A 22,917-nucleotide genomic window follows, 5' to 3' on the forward strand; every position below is an offset into this window, starting at 1 on the left:
AAAAACCCGGAAGTGTTGAAATGGATACGAACTTAACGACTATTCATCTCTTTGAAGGTGGCGTGTATGCGATCGCTACAGACTTGGTTATCTATAGCAATCCTAAATGAGTCGTGAAAATTTTATTTGGCAACGTCTTCAAAGTCTGTTATTGCACAAGCAAATTCCCTAAAAGCTGTTTTAATCAAAACCTCTTTCGTTCCCCTTTCTAGCGAAGAATTGCGTATGAGGTCTGTTAATTCTATGAATAACAGCGAAAACATAAAACGATCCTGGCGGTCAACTTGCTTCAAGCAAGAGGAGATAAACTGATAAAGCTCTGTTTTTCTAGGTTTGGTTTGTTCTTCCCATATTTGTAACCCAAGCCGGAAGGTTCTTAAGCGGATTTCGTTGCTATTGAAGGACGCGTCTTTGTAGCGGATTGATACGCGCTGGGGTATTTCCATGAGTTTTAGCTATAGATATTCGATGTAAAGTAATTATTCACTTATATTTTGGCTTAACCGGAAAAATCTGATATTTTGCACCATTTCCAACAACCCCGTAGTGGCGCGGCAAGGCTAAATTGTTGCAAAAAAAATTGTAGGTTGGGTTGAGGAACGAAACCCAACACTCCGATCCATGTTGGGTTTCGCGTTGCTCAACCCAACCTACATCTAATGGACTATTTTAGCCTTGCCACGCCAGTAGGTTAGAAACGAATGATTTGTGTGGAATAAAGTATTTGATTTGGCGTAGTTGTCCAGAATTTTCCATCTATACCCTCTTTTGGAAATTAGACCAATAATATCCGTATAAATACCTGATTTTGGTTTTAAACGTGTGACTTTAAGTATATTCCTTGGTGATATTCAAGCTTTTTCCAGGTAATATCCGAATCAGGAGATTATACGTAAATTTTCTAGATTTTACTCTATGGAAAAATCTTCAAAAGAGCTACTAGAAAGGGGACAGAATAAAATTTGGCTTCAGCATTATTCTTACCAAACAGAAAAAAGTTACATTGACTCGATTAGGCGTTACATCTGTTTTCACAATCAGCAACAGGAAATAACAGCCTTTTTAAGACATTTAGGTGTTAAAAAAAACGTCGCTGGATCAACTAAAAATCAAGTATTAAAGAGCCTCGCATTATTATGAGATACAAACCTCATCAACAAAAGCTGTTGAGATGGATTGCACTGTTCCTAGTTGGGACATTTCTGCAATTATTGTTTTACATCCCAACACCAGTCTTATCGCAAAATTCCAATAGCTGTAGCAATATTACAGCCCCACTCACACCTGAAGAACAAACTTACGCTCGTTCTGCTTGGCAGTATTTTGTCAAAAACTATCAGCCAGCAACAGGATTTACCAATTCTACTGGGGGTTATCCTTCGGGTACACTCTGGGATATGGGTAATTACCTAATGGCGTTGAATGCTGCACGCTGGTTGAATCTCACTGACCAAGCAGACTTTGATGCTCGTCTCAACAAATTTTTAACGACTCTCAGCAGCTTAAAATTATTTGAAGATACCTTGCCCAACAAAGTCTATAACGCAGCCAATGGGCAAATGGTTGATTATGGCAATAATCCCCTTGAGCGGGGTCTTGGTTGGTCTGCTTTGGATATTGGGCGAATCCTGGCGGCCTTTGATGTCATCCGTACTTGTCATCCACAATATAATGATTGGCTCAAAGGAATTGTAGCGAAGTGGCAGGTGGCGCGATCGCTCAAAGATAGGCAACTTTATGGTGCTACCGTTCTTCCCGACAACACAACGTTACTGGTGCAAGAAGGACGACTCGGCTACGAAGAATATGGCGCTAGAGGCTATGAACTTTGGGGTTTTTCTGCACCAAAAGCTATTGCTTTTGAGCCGTTTAAGTTAGTCGAAATTAATGGCGTACAAATTCCCGTTGACACGCGTGACTTTCAAAACACTAACGCTAATAATTACATTGTTAGTGAATCTTATATCCTTGATGGGATTGAATTTGGTTTGCAAGGTGAGTTAGCTGATTTTGCTGCCAGAGTTTTAGAGGTACAAAAACGGCGCTATGATACCACCGGTCAGTTGACTGCGGTAACAGAAGATAATATTGACCAAGCACCTTATTTTCTCTACAACACCGTTTATGCAAACGGTGTAAACTGGGCAACAATCACAGATGCCAATCAACCTTATCCACAGTTTCGCAGCATTAGTACCAAAGCCGCTTTTGGTTGGCGCTATCTCTTTCCAGAGAATGCTTATGCCCAAAAACTTTTTGATGCTGTCAAGGATCTCCGCAGTCCTGATGACAGTGGTTACTATGCTGGTATTTATGAAGAATCAAAACAACCCAACAAAGCTTTGACAGGTAATACTAATGGGCTGATTTTGGAGATTTTATACTACAAAGCTAAGGGAAATCGCCCTTTAATTGCTTCTGGTTCTGTGAGTGTGTCTACTGGCAAGCCCAGTGAAAATGCTTCTCCTGCAACCCCCTCAAATCAATCAAGTTCTACTGTTACGACTCCTACCGCAAATCAAGCAAATTCTACTGTTACAACTCCTACCCCAGCTCCTGCGGATACTTCTAAACCTACAGAAGTGGCTGTTGCACCTATTCCACCGGTGGATAGTCCCAAATCATCTAACCTCAAACTAAATCGATCGCTCTCAGTAATTGAACGCCGCTATGCAGAGGCAGCTTGGCGATACTTCCAAGCGAATTATCACTCCAAAAGTGGGCTGATAAACGATCGCAGTGATTTCAAAGGCGCAACCTTTTGGGGACTAGGAGATTATCTTGCAGCACTTCATGCAGCGCGATCGCTCGATATAATTACTCCCAAAGAATTTGACCACCGCACCCGACATCTTTTAGCAGCCTTGACAAAATTACCATTATTTGCAGGAGAGTTACCAAGTCGGGGTTACGATACGCGATCGCTACAATCTGTAGATTACGGTGGAAATCCGATTCCAGAAGGAAACGGCTGGTCAGCTTTAGATTTAGGGAGAATGCTGGCAGCGCTTTATAACTTAAAAACCTGTCATCCAGAATATACGGCTGCGGTAGATAAAATTGTCCTGGATTGGTCATACTTGCGTGTGGTACGCGAGGGTATTCTTTCCAGTGCTACCGTTACCAAAGAGCAAGAAGGGCGATCGCTTACCCGCGTCAACCCCGAAACCCGCTTGGGTTATGAGGAATATGCAGCTAGGGCTTTTCAACTATGGGGGTTTAATGTTGAACGTTCTGCTGTTGGCGGTGAGTATCAAACAGCTTCCGTAGAAGGAGTGAAAGTACCTCTCCAACGTCGTCGCACAGATACTAACTCTAAAGTTAACCAATATACAGTTAGCAATCCTTTCTTACTCTATGCACTGGAGTTTGGACTAGATCCAAAAATGCGATCGCTCTTTGACCCAATTTTCCAGGCGCAAGCTGAACGTTACCGTCGTACCGGCACTCTTACAGCCTCAGCTACCACCTTGATCGATCGTAAACCTTACACTGTCCACAGCGCAATTACTGGGCAGGGTGAGTCTTGGGTGGCTTTAGGAGATGACGGTCAACCTGTACCAAAGGGGCGATTGGTAAGTACAGCAGTCGCTTTCGCCTATCATGCCTTGCTTCCAGAAAACAAGTATAGTCAACAGTTACTGCAAGGAACAACTGACTTATACAATCCATTAGCTGGATTTTATGAGGGTTTCTATGAAGCCACAGGTAAAACGGCAATTGGTTTCACCAGCAGCACCAACAGTCTGATTTTGCAATCTTTGCTGTACAAGGTGATGAATCAACAACCCCTAATTCGTCCGACTAGCAACATGAAATCTCCTTGGTGGCAGGCTGTTACCAAAGGAGATTCTGGGCGAGGTCTACCTAGTACTGCCATACAACAAACCAAGTTAATTTCTGATAATTCTGCAAGTTACTGGGTTTCAGGTAGCAAAAACACTCCATTAGTAACTGGTACAAAAGCCACAGAATAACTTGAAACGCAACTGAATTTACAGCAGTTTTCATATATTTGAACCACATTTGTCGCAAGGGTACAGCATTCATTACTGTGCCCCTACCTTATATCTTGCACCAGGCGACTAGAAGTCGCGGCTACACGAGACAAAACCTGCCTCCGCAGGTTGAAAAGCCTTGATTTTGTGTTAGTCCGTGCAGGCGGACTTCGTTTGTATAGCCGCGATTTCTAATCGCTAGGGCTAGGTGCAAGATGTGAGCTACCGCATGGGTCTATTTACGTGAAAATAGCTGTAAGCTCATCCTACTCCTCCCAGGGGTAGGATTTCGCAGGCTTGGGGAATGAAGCATAGAAAAGGAATACCAATGCCCAAATAGGCTTTTTTGCCGACTTTTTGTAATTAATAAGCCGTGTTTGTTATTAACCAGTTGTATTTGGGAATACTTGTACATGATGACAGTAGCTTGCAGGAGCCACAGACATCTTGATTCAAAATCCCTAATTATTCCTTCAAATCTATAGTTAAAACTTAAAGCAATCAAATTTTTAATCTTCAAGTTTTAATTGTTTTAATTACTGGTACTAACATGACTTCAGTTTCTATTAGTGATAACTCCTCAAACTTTCCCGGTAACAGTCGCTCATCACTCAAAAAAAGGACGTTGTTATTTCGTTACTTAGCAGAAATAAATTTAATTTTTGGGATCTGGTATTTGCAATGGCGTATTACCCATTCCATCAATTTTGATGCGCTGTGGATCTCGATTCCTTTGCTGATAGCAGAAATTTATAGTTATTTCGGCGGCGTGATGTTTGTGATTGGGTTATGGCGGCCTTTAGTGCGACAGGTTAAGTCTCTCGACCAGATGATCCCACCTCTACCCAAATCAGAGTGGCCAACAGTGGATGTGTTTGTGACTTGTTACAACGAGCCACCAACAATTGTAGAAGAAACTGCCAAAGCTGCTCTAGCAATGGATTACCCACCAACGAAGTTACGTGTTTATATCCTAGATGATGGTAACTCGCCTGATATGCGGGTTATGACAGAAAGATTGTGTATTGAGGATTTGCAGTCACCACAACTACAACAAGAAGCAAGTCGGATTGATGCAGAACACTCTTCTTTGCTAGAACGCTTGAAGCAACTGGAAAATTTGACACCTAATACTCAAGCTGCTGAACAATGGTTGCAATCATCATCGGAACCAGTGGTTAACCAGTTTGCTAGCGAATTTGTGCAAAGTCTGCGACAGTTTATTCTTTGGCTACCTCCTAATCATCAAAGTATTAGCGATTCTCCTGCAAAGACGCTACGCGATCGCCTCACTACTGAACGGAAAGCCTTAGAAGAAACTATCCGTAAGAAAGAACTAGAACTGTTGGAACTTTCGCGGTTTCGCTACATTGCTCGTCCCAAGACACCTGGTATAGCGCATCATGCTAAAGCAGGTAACATCAATTACGCAATTTTTTCTGGAGAAACAGCAGGAAATTTTATTGTTACTCTAGATGCCGATCACATTCCCAAACCGAATTTTATCAAGCGAGTTCTGCCTTATTTCTACGCATATAATCTTTCAACCGGAAAATACGACCAGAATAAAATTGCTTTTGTCCAGACTCGCCAGGATTTTTACAATATTCCTCCAGGCGATCCTTTTGGACATCGAGCAAATTTATTTTATGGCCCACTTCAACAAGGTAAAGATGGTATGAATGCTGCCTTCTATACAGGCACAAATGCAATACTAAGACGTGAGGCATTAGTTAATGTGGGACTGCAAAACTTTGCTGATGAATTTGCCAAAGATGAAAAACGTTTAGATGAATTTGATTTAGTTGGTGGTGTATCGAGTAATAGCATTACCGAAGATATGAATACAGCCATGCGTCTGCATAGTGCTGGCTGGAAATCGATTTATCATAATGAACTTTTGGCGGAAGGTTTAGCGCCAGATGACCTAAGTTCTACACTTAAGCAACGACTACGCTGGGCCCAGGGAACTATCCAAGTCTTAGTTAGAGAAAATCCACTGACAAAATCAGGGTTAACCTTTTGGCAAAGGTTGCAATATTTTAAGACGATGTACAGTTATTTCTCTGGTTTTGCAACCCTGGTTTTTATTTCTTGTCCAATTATCTATTTTTTCACGGATATTGTTCCAGTTAAAACCTACGGGCCTGACTTTGCCATCCACTTTTTCCCAGCTTTTATTATCAACCGTCTCACGTTCTTAGCAGCTACCTGGGGCATTCCGGCTACAGAAGTTTGGCGCTCTGAACAATATGCGATCGCTTTATTTCCCTTGCTAATCCAAGCCGTGTGGAGTGTATTTACAGGGCAAAAACTCAATTTTCAAGTCACACCTAAGCAGAGGCAATCTGGTATTTATCTCCGACTAGTTTGGCCGCAGTTAGTTGTCTTTATCCTCACTATCCTGGGGATATTATGGAGCCTTTACCGCTTTGCAATTGGGAACTTAAATAATCCTTGGGTTCATTTACTCAATGGTGGGTGGGCTATCTATAACTTGTTACTTTTGTCGGCTATCATCCGCGCATCTGTTTGGCAGCCTCCAAAAGAAGTATAAGAGGATTTTTTATAACTATTATTGATTCCTATTTGATTTTTGAACAGATACGTAGGGTGTGTTAGCGACAGCGTAACGCGCCATTATTAAGGGTTTGGTGCGTTACGGACTTCATCCTAACTAATTTTTTTCATAAATCAAACCGGACTCCTATATTATTGATTCCTTCTCTTAAAAAAAGGAGGTTCAGGGGGAATCAAATTCCTTCTTTTTATGTGGTATTTAGAGGAGATAAAAGTATTTGATACATCAATAGCAACTTTTAGAACATCCTCAAAGATGAATACAGGAAAAAGAAGAATATTTAACTTCCTTATAAATCTAATATCAAGAGGAAACAGCAATGAATACTGATTCAAATTCAAAAAACTTTGTTCAGCAAACTGTCTTAACAATTTATGCTCACGCTGATGATGAAGTTCTACCTGCTGCTGGCACTCTCAGTTTGATGTCTAAGGCAGGATGGAATGTTCGTTGCTTAATTTTGACTGATGGTAGTCTTTCCAGTTCGCCTATTAAGGGTACACGTCATCAAGAAGCGGATGCAGCAGGTAAAATCATTGGTGCAACTTATGAGTTTTATGCACTTGAGGAATATAATTTTTCAACCCAAGCAGTAATTAAAGTTACTGAAGAAGCTATTAGGCGTTGGCAACCGGATATCATTATTACTCATGCACCACAACCTGAGAAATATGGACATAGAGATCATGAAGTGTGTGCAATCGCAGTTTCTAATGTTGCTACCCGCAAAAACATAACTTTATGGTATTCAGCCCCACCTGTTTTTTTGCGTGGTTTTGAACCTAACTTTTTTGTAGATATTACTTCTGTGATTGAGGAAAAAGTTGCAGCTATCGGTTGTTATGAATCAGAGATGAATAAAGCATTTATGCAACTTGATGCCATACTAGTTTTATCTCGATTTTGGGCACGAGAATTGGGTCAAAAAGATGGCTATTTTGAAGCTTTTGAAATTTCCAGGCAATGCATAGATGCTAGCTTTTTTACTGCAATAGCTAATCATCGCCAAGCAATTAAACACAGTTGATTTCGTAAGAATAGCAAAAATATTGCTATCTATCTTGCAGTTTACCTGGTGTCAATGCCAAAATATAAATACATCTTTTTAAAACAAATAAACCATAGGACAAAACCATGAACAAGAGTGTAAAAGTACTAGAATTATCTGGAATTCTAGATGGTATTAGAGGTAATGAACTACGTCGTGAAGTAAGCAATACTCTGGCAAACGGAACTGAGATTTTATTGATTGACATGAAAGAAGTAAACTTTATCGATAGCTCTGGTTTAGGTGCTTTAGTGTCAGCAATGCAAATGACGCGAAATGCTAATGCTAAACTTTTTGTTTGTTCCATCAGCGCTCAAGTCAGGATGTTATTTGAATTGACTAAAATGGATAGAATTTTTCAAACATTTGCCGATCAAGATGAATTCAATCGCCAAGTATTGGCAATGCAATAAGCTGTTGACGATACAAAATTTGAATGTGCATATTTGGCTATACTAACTAAAGTTAACTTTTACCAAAGAAAAGTCATCATCAAGATTATCTTGAGCGTTTAATGTGAGAATATTCGCTAATAGTTGATTTAAGCCATAGGTATCTTCCCGGCTATGTTTAGTTAGTAAGTCAATAAAAGCATCAATGCCCCAAATTTTACCATCTGGCTGATTAATTTCATAAACACCATCACTAAAAATGTATAAAGTGCTGTTTTTTTCGATCTCCAAAACAGCATCCTCAAATTGAACATCAGCTAAAAAGCCAATCGGTAAATCCAAAGAACTTAACTGTTTAACTTGGATGTTGGCTGTAGAGAAATTAGATAACAATAAAGCTGGCGGGTGTCCAGCATTGGCATAAATAAGTTGACGTTTAGGGCGGTGATAAACTCCATACCAGATTGTGAAGTATTTATCACCGTGCTTCGTCATTTGAAAAGCGTGATTAAGGGCTTTTAGGACTTCACTGGGTTGACAAAAGTTAGTGTTTGGGAGAGATTGCGATCGCAAAACATTCAGCACGGATACAGATAGGAGGGCTGAACCTACCCCATGACCTGATACATCCAACAAATAAATTGCCAAATTATCCTCGTCGATCCAATGATGGTCAAAGCAATCACCGCCTAGCTGGGCTGAGGGAATAAACAGATTTTCTGTAGTTACTGCTCCTACAAGCGGTGAGGGTAAAAGCGATCGCACATAATCAGCAGCCTCAGCTAATTCTGCTTCCAAAATTTGCTTTTGGGTTTGTAAATCTTGATTTAGTGTCTCCAAAGCTTCTTTTTGACTTTGTAAATCTTGATTTAGCTGGTGTAATCTTAGCCCTGCTCTTACCCGTGCTTTCAATTCATTCATCTCTATAGGTTTAGAGATAAACTCATCTGCTCCAGCGTCAAGCCCCCTAACTCTATCATCTTCCTCTCCCCGTGCTGCTCCCTTAGCCGTCAATAGAATAAAAAAAGTAGTTGCTAACTCTGGATTTGTTCTAATTTGACGACAGACTTCTAACCCATCTACCTGGGACATCATCCAGTCACAGATAATCAGAGCAGGACGTAGTAATTGTGCTTGTGTAATTCCTTCCTCGCCATTTTTGGCGATACTGGTATCATAACCCTGATTTTGGAGGGTTTTTTTCAGTACTGTTCGCACTATAGGGTCATCATCAATAACCAGAATTTTAAACATAAATTGGAGTTTACTAAGTAAAATGATCGGTAAATAGTTGCTTTCATTTAACTTATATTACGCAATTTAGTTTTTAATGTATAGTAAAAATACTCAAATTAAATAAATTAACGAATACGATGATTTTAAAATATTTGATTGGTTAAAAAGTGAAAAATAAAATTTATCTAAAAGTCAACACAGACCTTACAGCATCGCCTCAAGTGCTATCTTGGTTTGAGCAGATGAATCAACCACCAATTACCAATAAACAAATTTGGTGGCAATGTCAAACACTTTTGATAGAAGGCTTCACTAACATTGTTGAACACGCTCACAAAAATTTACCTATTGAAACTCCCATTGAGATAGAAGCTGTGCGGTTCAATGAATATATAGAAATTCGCATTTTGTCTCAAGGTAAACCCTTTAATTTAGAGCAGCAATTGCAACAAACATCTGAATTTGAGGATAATGATCGAGATCGTGGGCGGGGTTTAAAAATTATGTCTGCAATAGCGGACGAATTAACTTATGAGCCGACAGAAGATAATCGTTACTGTTTATTTATTAGTAAATTTTACTAAAGTTATAGCAGGAACAAAAAGTTAGGTGTAGGTTGGGTTGAGGAACGAAACCCAACATTATCAAGACTTTATTGGGTAACACTAAAATTCAACCCAACCTACGATTCTTCTTAACTAAACCGTATTGATTTCTAATCTTTAGAAAGAGGATTCAGACCGCGACTGAATTGTTGCACCACCAAATTGAAAATTTGGTGGGGGTTTTCAACCCGATTATTCATCCGCCGGTCGAACAGAAGTCATTCTGAATTCTGTTCGATAAAATTATTTACTTTATATATATTTATCTTTACTTGACAATTCATATTTATGAAATATCTAAAATTGATATTTAGTAATCTATTTTGACTTTTCTTGCTAGCTAAAATTTTAAAATATTCTTTATTAGTTCTTGGTACAAATATCATTAATTATACCCATGCAGTCAGAGTTCAAATGATTGATATTAGAGAAGGTATGAAGAAATCTAAAAGGATAAACATAGTATGTTTAGCACCCAATTCAGTATTCTCGGTTATGAAGTTAGCGAAGAACTTTACAACGGTTCTCGAACTCTAGTTTATCGAGGATATCGGGAAACTGACTCCTTGCCAGTGGTGATTAAACTGCTGAAAAATCCTTATCCTAGCTTTAGCGAACTCGTACATTTTCGTAATCAGTACACCATTACCAAAAATCTTGACTATCCCGGAATTATCCAAACTTACAGCTTGGAACCCTATCAAAACAGCTATGTGTTGGTAATGGAAGACTTTGGAGGAATATCCCTTTCTGAGTGGAGGGGTAGAGAAGGGAAGATAGGGGGAGAACCACAAAATCTAATTAAGTTTTTACAAATTGCAATATCTCTGTGCGACACCTTAAATTATCTCTATCAACATGATGTTATTCATAAAGATATCAAACTTGCAAATATTCTAATTCATCCCGAAACAAGACAAGTAAAATTAATCGACTTTAGTATTGCTTCTCTCCTTCCCAAAGAAACTCAAACAATAATTAATCCTAATTTATTAGAAGGGACTTTAGCTTATTTATCTCCCGAACAAACTGGGCGGATGAACCGAGGGGTGGATTATCGCAGTGATTTCTATTCTTTGGGTGTGAGTTTTTACGAATTGCTGACTGGAGAATTACCTTTTCAATCAGATGATCCAATGGAGTTGGTGCATTGTCACATTGCGAAAATGCCGCTCAGATTAGGTAACAGAGAAGATATTCCCCAGGTATTCTCTGATATCGTCATGAAATTAATGGCAAAAAATGCTGAGAATAGATATCAGAGTGCTTTAGGATTAAAGCATGATTTAGAAGAATGTTTATATCAAATCCAAGAAACTGGAACAATTACATATTTTGAAATTGCCAAAAGAGATATTTGTGACAGATTTATTATTCCAGAAAAATTATATGGTCGAGAAACAGAAGTCGAGAAACTACTAACAGCGTTTGAGAGAGTAGCCACCGGCAACAGTGAAATGATCTTAGTTGCGGGGTTCTCTGGTATTGGTAAAACTGCGGTAGTTAATGAAGTTCATAAACCGATTGTCAAACAACGTGGTTATTTTATTAAGGGCAAATTTGACCAATTTAACCGAAATATTCCCTTTTCGGCGTTTGTACAGGCTTTCCGCGATTTAATAGGGCAATTACTTACTGAAAGCGATCAACAAATCAAACAATGGCAAAATAAAATTACTGGAGCATTAGGTGATAACGCCCAGGTAATTATTGAAGTGATTCCAGAGTTAGAACTAGTTATTGGTAAACAATCTCCTGTGCCAGAAGTATCAGGCGTTGCAGCACAAAATCGATTTAATTTACTATTGGAAAAATTTATTGAATTATTTACTGATAAAGAACATCCACTGGTGATATTTTTAGATGATTTACAATGGATTGATTCTGCCTCATTGAAACTCTTGCAATCTTTAATGAGTGAGGTAAATTATGCCTCTTTACTACTTATTGGTGCCTATCGAGATAATGAAGTTTCTGCCACTCATCCTTTAATGTTGACATTGGATGACATCCAAAAAAATGGCGCGAAAATTAATACTATTACTCTCAAGCCTCTAAATGAATCCAAATTAAATCAGTTAGTGGCTGACAGTTTAGATTGTACAGAGAATCTAGCTTTGCCACTGTCAAAATTAATTTATCAAAAAACTCAAGGTAATCCATTTTTTACTATACAATTTATCAAAGCATTACATCAAGATGGCTTGATTTCTTTTAATTATGAGCAAGGTTATTGGCAATGTGACATAGCAGAAATTAACCAGCGATCGCTCGTCAATGATGTCGTTGAATTCATGGCATTACAATTACAAAAGTTGCCAGAATCAACTCAAGATGTTTTAAAATTAGCTGCGTGTATAGGGAATCAGTTTGATTTAGAAACCTTAGCAATTGTTTCTCAACAATCAAAAATAGAAACAGCAGCCTGTTTATGGAGTGCCTTACAAGATGGTTTAATTTTACCCAGAAGTGAGGTTTATAAGTTTTTTGTTGGGTCAGAAAATCAAGCTGTTACTCAACACAATTCTGAAATTATTGTATATAAATTTCTGCACGATCGCATTCAACAAGCAGCCTATTCTTTGATTCCTGAAAGCAAAAAGCAAGCAACTCACTACCAGATCGGCAAACTACTGCTAGGAAACCTATCAACCGCAGAACTAGAGGACAGAATTTTTGATGTAGTTAACCAAATCAACATAGGGAAATTTCTACTTCAAGATGAAAGCGAGAAAAAACAGCTTGCGGAACTCAATTTAAGTGCGGGTCAAAAAGCGAAAGCTTCCACAGCTTATGAAGCGGCAAAGACTTATTTACAAGTCGGGATAAACTTACTAACAAAAGATGCTAAGACTGCTGGGTATCGTCTGGCATTTGATCTCCATTTCAATTTAGCAGAAGCCGCATTGATGAGTGGAGATTTTCAGTTGTTAGAGGAAACGATATTAATCTTACTCGAATTTGCCAACTCAAATATCGATAGAGCCAAAATTTATGTTTTAAAGGTTACTCAATATTCTTTACAAGGACAGTTTTCTGAATCAATCCAGGCGGGTTTGGAAGGTTTACAAAGTCTTGGTATCACTGTTGATCGATATAGCTTGAAACAATTAGCTCAAGAAGAGTTTGCTGTTGTTCAAGAACGCATGAAAAATCGCCCGATCGCCACTTTACTGAATTTGCCTACTGCAACTAATCCAGAAGTTCGAGCCGCGATCGAATTATTGATTATTCTGCAACCACCAGCCTATATTGTCTCTGATTTCGACCTATACAGTTTCGCTACCTTCAGAGCAGTCCGTTTATCGATTGAGCAGGGTAATACTGCTGAATCAATCAAAGCTTATGCCACCTACGGTTTTCTAATTGGACTGATGCATAGTCAGTACCAGCAAGGACTTGAATTCGCTGATGTTTCTCTACAACTGAGCTATAAGCTTAATAGTAAATTTCAGCAATCAGGGGCCAGCTTTATGTTAGGTTGCTGTATTCAGGTGTGGGCGAAGCCGATACAGGGGGCAGCTGAGATTAATTATGAAGGGTTTCTTGCGGGACTGGAATCTGGAGAAATCCCCCATGCCGGATACAACCTCTACAGTAATATTTGTAATCGACTGTTTCAAGGTGAAAATCTAGCAGATATTGCGATCGACATCGATAAATATTGGCTAATTGGAGAGAAACTAAAGCATGATTTTTTGCTAAGTATCCTTTCAGCCTGCCGTTTCTTTGTCAATCAACTCTCGCAATCTCTAGATGAGCAAGAACAAATCGCCACAGCAGAGCAATCTTGGGTTGAGCGTTCTGAAGCATTACAGTCTCACACAGCACTTGGTACGTATTACATTTTACAAATGCATCGAGCTTGCCTAATTCAGGGGTTCAAGCCAGACATTCACTATGTTACAGAGGCGGGTAAATTTCTCAATGGTTGTGCAGGATTTACCACCTCTGCTGGTTACTATTACTACAGCTCTCTCATTTTGTGCAACGGCTATTCAAGTTTGACAGAAGCAGAACGTAGCGATGTCTTGCAGCAGATTGAAACCAATCAAGCGCAACTCAAAATCTGGTCAGAAAGCTGTTCAGAAAACTTCTTGCATAAGTATTTGCTGGTCGAAGCAGAACGATCGCGGATTGCCGAAAAATACCTGGAAGCCATGAAACTTTACGATCGCGCCATTGCCGAAGCTAAAGCCAATGGTTATCTCCAAGAAGAAGCGATCGCCAACGAACTCACTGCCAAATTTTACCTGGAACTGGATAAAGAAAAAGCAGCCCAAGGATATATGCAAGAAGCATACTACTGCTATGCTCGGTGGGGAGCAAAAGCTAAAATCGATGATTTAGAAAAACGCTATCCTGAATTACTCCAACCCATTTTACATCAACAACAACTCAGCTTTAATTCTCTAGAAACCATCGCTCCTATTGCTCACAGTTCGATATCTTTATCCAGTCAAACTTCCATTATTAGTAGAACCAACGTTTCCAATACCTTAGACTTTATGTCTATTCTGAAAGCGGCTCAAGCTATTTCTAGTAGTATTGAATTCGATGAAATTATTGCTAGCCTGACGAAAATTATTCTCGAAAACTCTGGAGCAAAAAAATTTGCCTTAATTCTTTCTGAAGATGGAAACTTACAAGTCAAGGCAATCACTTTTATTAATCACCAAGACAATTTTTTAACTCCAATCCAAACTATTTTTAAATCACAATCACTAGATACTTGTGAAGATATTCCTAGAAAAATTATTAATTATGTCAAAAATACTCAAAAGACAGTTGTTATAGATAACTGCCAAACAGATGTAGCTGGGTTACTTGGAGAATATCTGCTCGAGTTTCAGCCCCAGAGTGTACTTTGTATGCCGATTATTAATCAAGGACATTTAGTGGGTATCCTCTATTTAGAAAATAAATTAGTAGCAGGGGTATTTACTAGCGATCGCATCAAAGTTATCCAAATGTTATCTGTGCAAGCTGCCATTTCTCTAGAAAATGCTCGTCTTTATCAAGAATCTCAAGAAAAAGCTCAACAGATTCAACAAAACCTCCAGCAGCAAAAAACCTTATTTAATGTTGTGAATCAGATCCGAGAGTCTTTAGATTTAAGTGCAATTTTTCGTGCAGTAACTCAAAATATTCGTTCAATCCTTAATGTCTCGCGCGTCGGAATTTATCAATTTCATCTCGGAGTAAATTACGAATATGGGGAATTGATTGCCGAAGATGTCCTACCCCAATTCCCTTCTGGTTTAGCTATAAAAATTCAAGATCATTGTTTTGGAGAGAACTATGCAACCCTGTACAAACAGGGACGAATTTGTGCAATATCAGATATTGAAACCGCAGAAGTTTTAGATTGTCATCGAGTAATTTTGCAACAGTTTCATGTTAGAGCATCATTGGTTGTAGCAATTATGCAAGATGACGAATTGTGGGGCTTACTCTGCATTCACCAATGCGATCACCCGCGTCACTGGCAACCTTCTGAGATTGAATTTGCCCAACAAATTGCTGCACAAATGGGAGTTGCGCTCCAACAAACCGATCTACTGCTGGAAACTCGCCAACAAGCAACCCAATTAGAAGAAACACTCCAAAATCTCAAACAAACTCAACTTCAACTAGTACAAAATGAAAAAATGTCTGCGTTGGGAAATCTTGTTGCGGGGGTAGCTCATGAAATGAATAATCCTCTCGGTTTTATTTCTGCTAGCCTTGAACAAAGTAAACCGGTATTTGCAGATATTTTCAAACATCTGAAATTATATCAAGAAAGTCTACCAAATCCAAAAGAGGAAATTATTGAACACGCCGAAGAAATCGACTTGGAATATAGCTTAGAAGATTTGCCTAAGATGATTGATTCGATGATGATAGCCTGTGATAGGTTGAAAAATATCAGTACCAGTCTCCGCACTTTCTCCCGTGCAGATCAAGACTACAAAGTACCTTTTAATATCCATCAAGGCATTGATAGTACCATTCTCATTCTCAAACATCGTCTGAAGGCAAATCAACAACGTCCCGCCATTGAAGTTATCACAAACTACGGTAATTTACCTCAAGTAGAGTGTTTCCCTGGTCAATTGAATCAGGTATTTATGAATATCCTGGCGAATGCTATTGATGCCTTCGATGAATCAAATACAGACCGGAGTTTTGGGGAAATTAAAGCCAATCCTAATCGGATTATGATTACCACCTCATTGGCAGATAAACAGATTGAGGTGAAGATTGCTGATAATGGTCAAGGCATGAGTGAATCAGTTAAACAAAAAGTATTTGACCACTTGTTTACTACGAAAGGTGTTGGTAAAGGAACGGGATTAGGATTAGCGATCGCTCAGTCTATTATTGTAGAAAAACATTGTGGAACTTTGGATGTGAATTCTACCCCGGACGTTGGAACAGAATTTGTGATTACCTTACCGATTCTGGCTTAGGCTCAAAGTTAGGGAATTCCAAAAAATAAATTATCCCAATTTCTGGACACAACACAACTGTCTACGCACTTGTCGCCCCTTGAAAAGAAGGTGTTGTATCAAGTTCGACTTAATACTTATGTCATTGCAAGCGTTGCGCGGCAATCCCAAACCTTTGCGATTGCTATCTCTACGAGACGCTACGCGAACATTCCACTTCGTTGCATTCGCAATGACATATTATAAGTGTTTAACCAAACCTGATGATATTAAGTTCGATTTTTATAAAATATCTGTTGGTAGCAAATAACATTAATGCTGGATTTTGCTTTGCTTCACTCAATTTATGAGGGATTGTGTTAGCTTCAACGATTTCTAGTCCCCAATAGCCACCCGAAGGCTGGCTTCCCGTAGGGTGGAGGATAAGGGACAATTCAAATTAAAATTAGCTCCTGGGAACCGCCGCACAGGTTAGTAATAGTTGCCGATTTGCAGAAGATTGATCTGCAACCAATTCAATTTTTCCTTGGGTATTGCGTCGCCAAGAAGTAGCCTGAACAAGAGTATTTGGCGTTGAAGGAATTTGTGCTTGTACTGGTTCTGTTTTGCGGTATGCAGAGATATTACGCACATCAGACCAAGTGCGATCGCTCATTACTTGCTGATTGGGATTTTGCGGTATCCCACCTCTTCCTGTGGCAATAAAACTACTATTACTGGTGTCTGCACAACCTGCGGTAATTTGTTGGGATGAGTCTGTTAGATTTGTGGGTAATTCAACTAAGCCAGAATTGGGGTCAACACCAAAATGATTAATTTGGACTGTGCCACTAACTCCAAATTCGGAACTAGCCGTAATATCACTTTTGGGGGTGAGTCGGTCGCGGAATTTTAGCCCAAATAGACCTTGAGTGGTGATGTTGATGTTACCGCCTTTCCCTTGGACTGCATTGGCGATGATGTCGCTGTTTTCTAACCCGATGATGACGGGGGAATTGATAGAGATGTTACCACCACTGGCAGTTCCAGTGGCATTGGTGGTGATGGTGCTACCGTTACGCAATAGCAGTAAGTTACTATCTATGGTAATGTTCCCTTGATCGCCCCCTGCAACCTGTGCCTGTAGACTAGCGCCATTAATCAGAGAAATGCGATCGCCCGTTAAAGACAGGTTTCCTGCACCGCCAGCACCAGTTCCATTTACCTCTATAACACCGCCATCAGCAACCACAATCGACGGGGCTTGAATTTTCACGAAACCTGCTGCTGCATCAGAGAGAGACGTAGCTGAAATGCGGCTGGGATGATTGGTCAAGTAACTAAAGAGGGGAGCAGGAAAGTCACCGATGCCTCTAACTTCTAGCAATTCACTGGCAATAACTGTTACATCACCTGCTTTACCTATACCAGAAGATGTCCCTGCACTAATAAATCCTCCATCAAGAATACGGATGCGATCGCCCATGACTGTGATACTACCACCTTCCCCGCTACTACCAGGAAAAGCACCTGCGCCAATATAACTAGGGTTGGGAATCAGCCCGAAGCCAGGAACTTCAGCATACGCGACTCCAGTAATTTCAATATCTCCTGCTTGTACAAATAAGTCGCCGGCTTTACCCGAACCTCCTGTAATTACCGATAGATTAGAAGCACTAAACAAAGACAGGCGATCGCTGGTTAAATTCAATGCCCCTCCTGTAGCTGTGCCTTGGGCATTAGTCGAAATTGTGCTATTTTGCTCCAGAAGCGTTGTTCCTGCGGCGATGGTAATATTTCCTCCCTGTCCGGCTGCTTGGGCATTGGCAAGGATTTGTCCTTGGTTGTTCAGTTTCAAGGTATCGCCAATTTTCAGTTGAATGTTGCCTCCTTGACCGGTTTGGGTAGAAGCGTTAATTTGCCCACCATTGCTGATACTTAAAGTCTGGGCATTCAATACCGTATCGCCTCCTTGACCATCCCTAGCAATGGCAATTAAGCTACCTTGGCGATCAAGGACAACAGAATTGGCATTAATCTCTAAGTTACCTGCATTTCCCCCCGTACCATCATTCCATACCGAAATCGTGGCCCCATCTTGGACGCGAACAGTATCTGATTTAATATTGACTGAACCTGCATCAGAGGCGGTAGTAGAAGCCGCAGTAATTGTACTTGGGAGAATGCGACCATCAGCTAAGGGTTGAGAAATACCCTCTACGGTAATATTTTTGACTTGCAAGTTAATATTCCCCGCCGCACCATTGCCATCTGTGGATGAGGTAATTTGTCCCCCATTGAAGACGCGCAAACTATCGGCTGTCAATTTAATGTTGCCCCCTTGAGCCGTAGAATTCTGCCCGATCGCTACAGTGATACCGCCAGGAGCCTGGGTATAAATATCAATCACGGGATCGCTGACTTGTATATCGGTGGCTTGAATAGTTATATTGCCCGCTTTACCTCTACCTGCGATCGCCGGATTCTCATTTCCTGCGATCGCACTGGAGATAGTCCCGCCAGCAGCAAGGTTGAGTTGACCTGCCTGAATTGTAATATTGCCCCCCTGACCATCCACCATGTTGAGAATTGAACTAACGATCCCACTGTTAAAATTGTCCATACCTGTGCCGCGAACCTCAAGGCTCTGAGTCGCTGTAACGGAGATATCTCCAGCCTTACCCGTTGTATTTGTAGACAAGAAGGGATTGCCCAACAAATCAGAGCTTATGCGTGCCCCATCTAGCAGACGGACTCGTTCAGCTACCACCTTAATCGTGCCACTGGTATTCTGTTGCCCTCCCGCAACTAGCGTTGTAATGGCACTTGCGACATTAGCCCCTGTAAATGGATTGGGAAATGGATTGTAACCGCTAACATCTACATCAGTAGCATTAATTGTGATGTTACCTGTTTTGGCATTATTGATCGGTGCGAAGGTGAAAAAGTCAGCGCCAAAGTTAAGGGAGTTGATCCATGCCCCATTGACAACGCGCAGCCGTTGAGTATCAATCGTGATATCTCCGGCAGTCGCTCCACTTCCAGTCACACTAGTCAACAAGCCTGGAGGACTATAATTATCGGGATGAGACACACCCAACAAATCGACAAATTCTGTGGTTTGGACATTGATACCCTGCCCTTGCTGATTCGCCCCAGTAGAGGATTCTATATTTGAGCCATCTTGTAAGGTTAAACCACGACCCCGAATATTAATTGCGCCCCCAATCGCTCCACTAGTGTTGATATTGGAAGACTGACTCAGGGTAATGTTGCCCCAGGTGGGTGATAGGGATGAACTCGCCAATTGCCAGTTCCCAGAGGTCGGTATATTTACTGTGCCATTTTGCATTGCCCACAACTCTACATGACCATCCGGCGCAAAAATGTTGGCACTATTGATATCCACTTGCCCTCCAATCAGCGCCAGGGTTTGATTCGGTGCCATAGACAATGTTGGCATCCGAAAGAAGAAATTGTTGGCAGGCGTACCTTGGACTGTGATCGCACCAGCATTACTTCCCATCTGCAAACCCACAGGTACACTCATGGTTAACAACGGTGCTTCTGTGGGATTTACCGCACTAAATCCTGTTCCGTCGGCAAATTTAATACTATTCGCTGTCGTCCCCACAAAGGAACCACTAATATTCAAACTGGCATTTTGCCCAAATACAATTCCATTGGGATTCATTAAAAACAAACTCACGGGATTATTACTGTTGAGAGTTTGAATTAATCCATCAATATGAGAAACATTCCCCCCCGTAACCCGACTAAATATAGTTGTAATATTAGGCGTATTTACTAAATTAAAACTAGCAGAACCACCTGTGGGCACAGAAAAATTACTGAAGCTATGAAATAAATTATTACCTTTTTCTATACCGTTGAGAATCGTAAAATTATGATTAATTGAGTTAACAACAGTGTTGGTTGTGCCATCCGATGTTACCTGAGCCATTGCAGGCAGTATCAGGGTAGAACCGAATAATCCAATTGTTAATGCTCCCAGTTTGGCGATCGCTCTCATAAGATTAAGAATCTCTTGACATATAGTACTAGGGTTCCCAACAAGGTAGTAGTTTTAACTTATTACTACTAATTCTTGGGAGCAACCGCACAGACCCTAGCTATCTAATTGGTGTTGTTTGCAAGTAAGCTGAAAAAATATATAGCAACAGCCAGTCCTCAGCGATCGAAAAAAAACCTAGCCATCGCCCACAAAGATATTTCCCGGATACCAAACGAATAATTATGAAATGTGAATTAAATAAGTGTATCCATTACGACACAACATCAGGTACACCAATTCTGTATAAAGGTGCGCCTAACTAGAGCAGATTGCAACTTGGTGAGGTACAGTTGACATCCTCACCGCCGTGAACGCACTCTTAAGAAGGAGTAATAAGTAATAAGTAATAAGTAAATACCCATTTTTCATCCACTCATTAATAAGTAATGAGTAAGAAGTAAAAAGTAATGAGTAAGAAGCAAGAAGGAAGAAGTAAATATTCATAACTCATAACTCATTACTCATTACTCATTACTCATTACTTTAAAGCCGTGCTGGAAACACGGGGTTTTAAACCCATTTTTCTGATAATCATAGGGGCACTATCAATGACAGATTATCTTCTTCTGGGTCTTCTATCTAATAAATTAACCGCAGCACCAGCAGCAGCACCATTGACACCATTTTTCCAGGTAGTTCTACAACCGCCAGAAATTGCGCCTGCCAGTACACCAGCACCAGCACCTACACCGATATCTTGAACAGGTAAACGTCCGTTTCTTCTTCTGGCTCTGGTGCGTCTTGCACCATTGGCAGCATTAACAGCAGCACCAGCAGCAGCACCTTTAAAAGCATTGTCTAATACCGAACCACAATTTGTTACAACCCCACTTAATACACCTGCCCCGGCTCCAATGGCTGCATTATTAAGAACTCGGTCATCAGCAGAAGCAGGTTGAACCGGAATTAAGCTGGTACCAGCTAAAGTGGCAGCCATCAAGCCAGGTAGAAATGCGCGTTTTAGCATGTTTTGCATAGTAGTACCCTCTAAAAATCTTACGATTGGTGAACAACCAAATTTCAGTGCGATCGCTAATTCTCGTATTCCTGATTTTAGACAACAGCAATATTATCTAAAATAAGGAATAAGGATATTTGTGATAATTGTACCCACTAACAACGTAATTTTAGCCCAAAGCTTGTTGTATTTACTGAGTGGACAATAATGAAACTGACACATCAACAGAATTTTTTAGAGCATCAACGTACCAGCAATGTTGACGGACAATCAGATGGCTCTAGTATTATCCTCAAGATAAATCTTGAATCAATCTGCCAGAAGTTCCATTCCCGGAATCAAAACCATTCTGAGCCATTCACCGTGAACTTTGGCGTAAAGAAATGTTTGATAATTTGGTAGGAGCGATCGCGTGTGCCATTCCACTCAGCACCGTTTGCAAAGCGCGATCGCCAAACCTTCATAAGAACGATGCTTGATCACAACAAGTGAGCAAAGAAGCGATCGCCATTTATTGCAGATATTTCTTCAATTCAGCCGCCGCATGGACAAACAGAGAACGAACGGATGGAAGCTCGGCTAAACCATTCAACAATCCAAAATCATGGATCATACCGTTGTACTGCACAGTGGTTACGCTGACCCCAGCTTCATCGAGCTTGCGTCCGTAGGCTGCGCCTTCATCGTGCAAAATATCGCTTTCTGCAATTTGAATTAAAGCTGGCGGCAAACCTTGCAGTTGCTCAACGGTAGCCTGGAGGGGGGAGGCATAGATATCTTTGCGTTTCTCTGGGTCAGGGATGTACATGCCGTACATCCACTTCATTAAAGAAGTGGTCAGGAAGCGTTTCTCACCAAATTGCTGATAAGAATTTGTTTCAAAATCAGCATCGACAATCGGCCACAACAGAATTTGTAACTTAATGTGAGGCCCCCCGTTCGCTTTTGCCTTTAACGTAGTGACAGCCGTCATATTACCGCCGACGCTGTTGCCGACAATCGCCAGGTTTTTGCCATCTACTCCAATCTCCTGGCCATGCTCGGCAACCCATTTCGTCGCGGCATATATCTCATTAATCGCCTGGGGATACTGAGCATCGGGTGTGCGGGTGTAGTTGACAAAGACCGCCGCAAAACCGGAAAGCACGACGAGATCGCGCACCATACGCTGGTGGGTTGGGTAGTCGCCCAGCACCCAACCGCCACCGTGAATAAAGATGAAAACAGGCAATACACCTTTAACACCCTCCGGTCGCACGATGTTGAGTATGATTGAATATCCGTCAGAGGTAATCGTCTTTTCAGATTCTTCAATGCCTGAAAGATCAACTTGAACAGAAGCCTGGGCATCTACAAGGACTTGACGTGCTTCGAGGGGAGGTAATGTTTCTAGCGGTACACCACCTGAATTCAGTAGGTTCAAAAATGCCTTCGTTTCTCTAGAAAGACGCGGATCATCTGCAACTTCTAAAACGTTCACGGCTTGCGGATTGACTGGAGCAACCATATATTCTCCTTCGGTTGGTAGATGGTAAAAACTGCTCTATTTGGAATCCCGGTTTTGAATTGCTGTGGTTAGTAGCTCAACTTCCCAGGCATCATTGTAGCGAT

General features: G+C 40.7%; 13 protein-coding genes. 7 read left to right on the plus strand and 6 right to left on the minus strand.

Going from position 1 to position 22,917, the window contains the following annotated elements; all coding sequences use genetic code 11:
- Positions 1-122 precede the first annotated feature (122 nt).
- Positions 123-446, minus strand: coding sequence for a hypothetical protein (locus tag VB732_RS24015; protein WP_323233407.1), 324 nt, complete (start codon positions 444-446; stop codon positions 123-125).
- A 469-nt stretch (positions 447-915) separates the two neighbouring features.
- Here VB732_RS24015 and VB732_RS36030 point away from each other — a divergent pair, with 469 nt between their 5' ends.
- The 5 genes from VB732_RS36030 to VB732_RS24035 all read left to right on the plus strand — a co-directional run bounded on the left by VB732_RS36030 (position 916) and on the right by VB732_RS24035 (position 8,040).
- Positions 916-1,140, plus strand: coding sequence for a phage integrase N-terminal SAM-like domain-containing protein (locus tag VB732_RS36030; protein WP_416235772.1), 225 nt, complete (start codon positions 916-918; stop codon positions 1,138-1,140).
- Positions 1,137-3,977, plus strand: coding sequence for a DUF3131 domain-containing protein (locus VB732_RS24020; RefSeq protein WP_323233408.1), 2,841 nt, complete (start codon positions 1,137-1,139; stop codon positions 3,975-3,977). Before VB732_RS36030 ends, VB732_RS24020 begins: the two co-directional genes overlap by 4 nt.
- 571 nt (positions 3,978-4,548) lie before the next feature.
- Entirely contained in the window at positions 4,549-6,555 is a 2,007-nt protein-coding gene (locus tag VB732_RS24025) for a glycosyltransferase (RefSeq protein ID WP_323233409.1), read from the plus strand.
- Between the two features lie 343 nt (positions 6,556-6,898).
- Complete coding sequence (locus VB732_RS24030; protein ID WP_323233410.1) at positions 6,899-7,606, plus strand: PIG-L deacetylase family protein; 708 nt, start codon at positions 6,899-6,901, stop codon at positions 7,604-7,606.
- A gap of 107 nt (positions 7,607-7,713) precedes the next feature.
- Complete coding sequence (locus VB732_RS24035) at positions 7,714-8,040, plus strand: STAS domain-containing protein (RefSeq protein WP_323233411.1); 327 nt, start codon at positions 7,714-7,716, stop codon at positions 8,038-8,040.
- Between the two features lie 42 nt (positions 8,041-8,082).
- Here the strand turns inward: VB732_RS24035 and VB732_RS24040 are convergent, their stop codons facing one another.
- Entirely contained in the window at positions 8,083-9,273 is a 1,191-nt protein-coding gene (locus VB732_RS24040; protein WP_323233412.1) for a SpoIIE family protein phosphatase, read from the minus strand.
- 149 nt (positions 9,274-9,422) lie between these two features.
- Here VB732_RS24040 and VB732_RS24045 point away from each other — a divergent pair, with 149 nt between their 5' ends.
- Positions 9,423-9,839 carry an anti-sigma regulatory factor gene (locus tag VB732_RS24045; protein WP_323233413.1) on the plus strand — a complete coding sequence of 139 codons (417 nt, stop codon included), beginning with the start codon at positions 9,423-9,425 and terminating at the stop codon, positions 9,837-9,839.
- 485 nt (positions 9,840-10,324) lie between these two features.
- On the plus strand, positions 10,325-16,315 hold the full coding sequence (locus VB732_RS24050; protein WP_323233414.1) for an AAA family ATPase: 5,991 nt from the start codon (positions 10,325-10,327) through the stop codon (positions 16,313-16,315).
- 424 nt (positions 16,316-16,739) lie between these two features.
- Here VB732_RS24050 and VB732_RS24055 read toward each other — a convergent pair whose 3' ends face one another.
- The 4 genes from VB732_RS24055 to VB732_RS24070 all read right to left on the minus strand — a co-directional run bounded on the left by VB732_RS24055 (position 16,740) and on the right by VB732_RS24070 (position 22,813).
- Positions 16,740-20,306: a filamentous hemagglutinin N-terminal domain-containing protein gene (locus VB732_RS24055; RefSeq protein WP_323233415.1), complete on the minus strand. Its 3,567-nt coding sequence runs from the start codon at positions 20,304-20,306 to the stop codon at positions 16,740-16,742.
- Between the two features lie 598 nt (positions 20,307-20,904).
- Positions 20,905-21,324, minus strand: coding sequence for a hypothetical protein (locus tag VB732_RS24060; RefSeq protein WP_323233416.1), 420 nt, complete (start codon positions 21,322-21,324; stop codon positions 20,905-20,907).
- A gap of 320 nt (positions 21,325-21,644) precedes the next feature.
- Positions 21,645-21,770 carry a hypothetical protein gene (locus VB732_RS24065; RefSeq protein ID WP_323233417.1) on the minus strand — a complete coding sequence of 42 codons (126 nt, stop codon included), beginning with the start codon at positions 21,768-21,770 and terminating at the stop codon, positions 21,645-21,647.
- A gap of 47 nt (positions 21,771-21,817) precedes the next feature.
- Positions 21,818-22,813 (minus strand): alpha/beta hydrolase, encoded by a 996-nt coding sequence (locus VB732_RS24070; protein WP_323233418.1) that lies wholly within the window; start codon positions 22,811-22,813, stop codon positions 21,818-21,820.
- Positions 22,814-22,917: the final 104 nt, after the last annotated feature.

This window comes from Nostoc sp. UHCC 0252, assembly GCF_034931145.1.
GTDB lineage: Bacteria > Cyanobacteriota > Cyanobacteriia > Cyanobacteriales > Nostocaceae > Nostoc.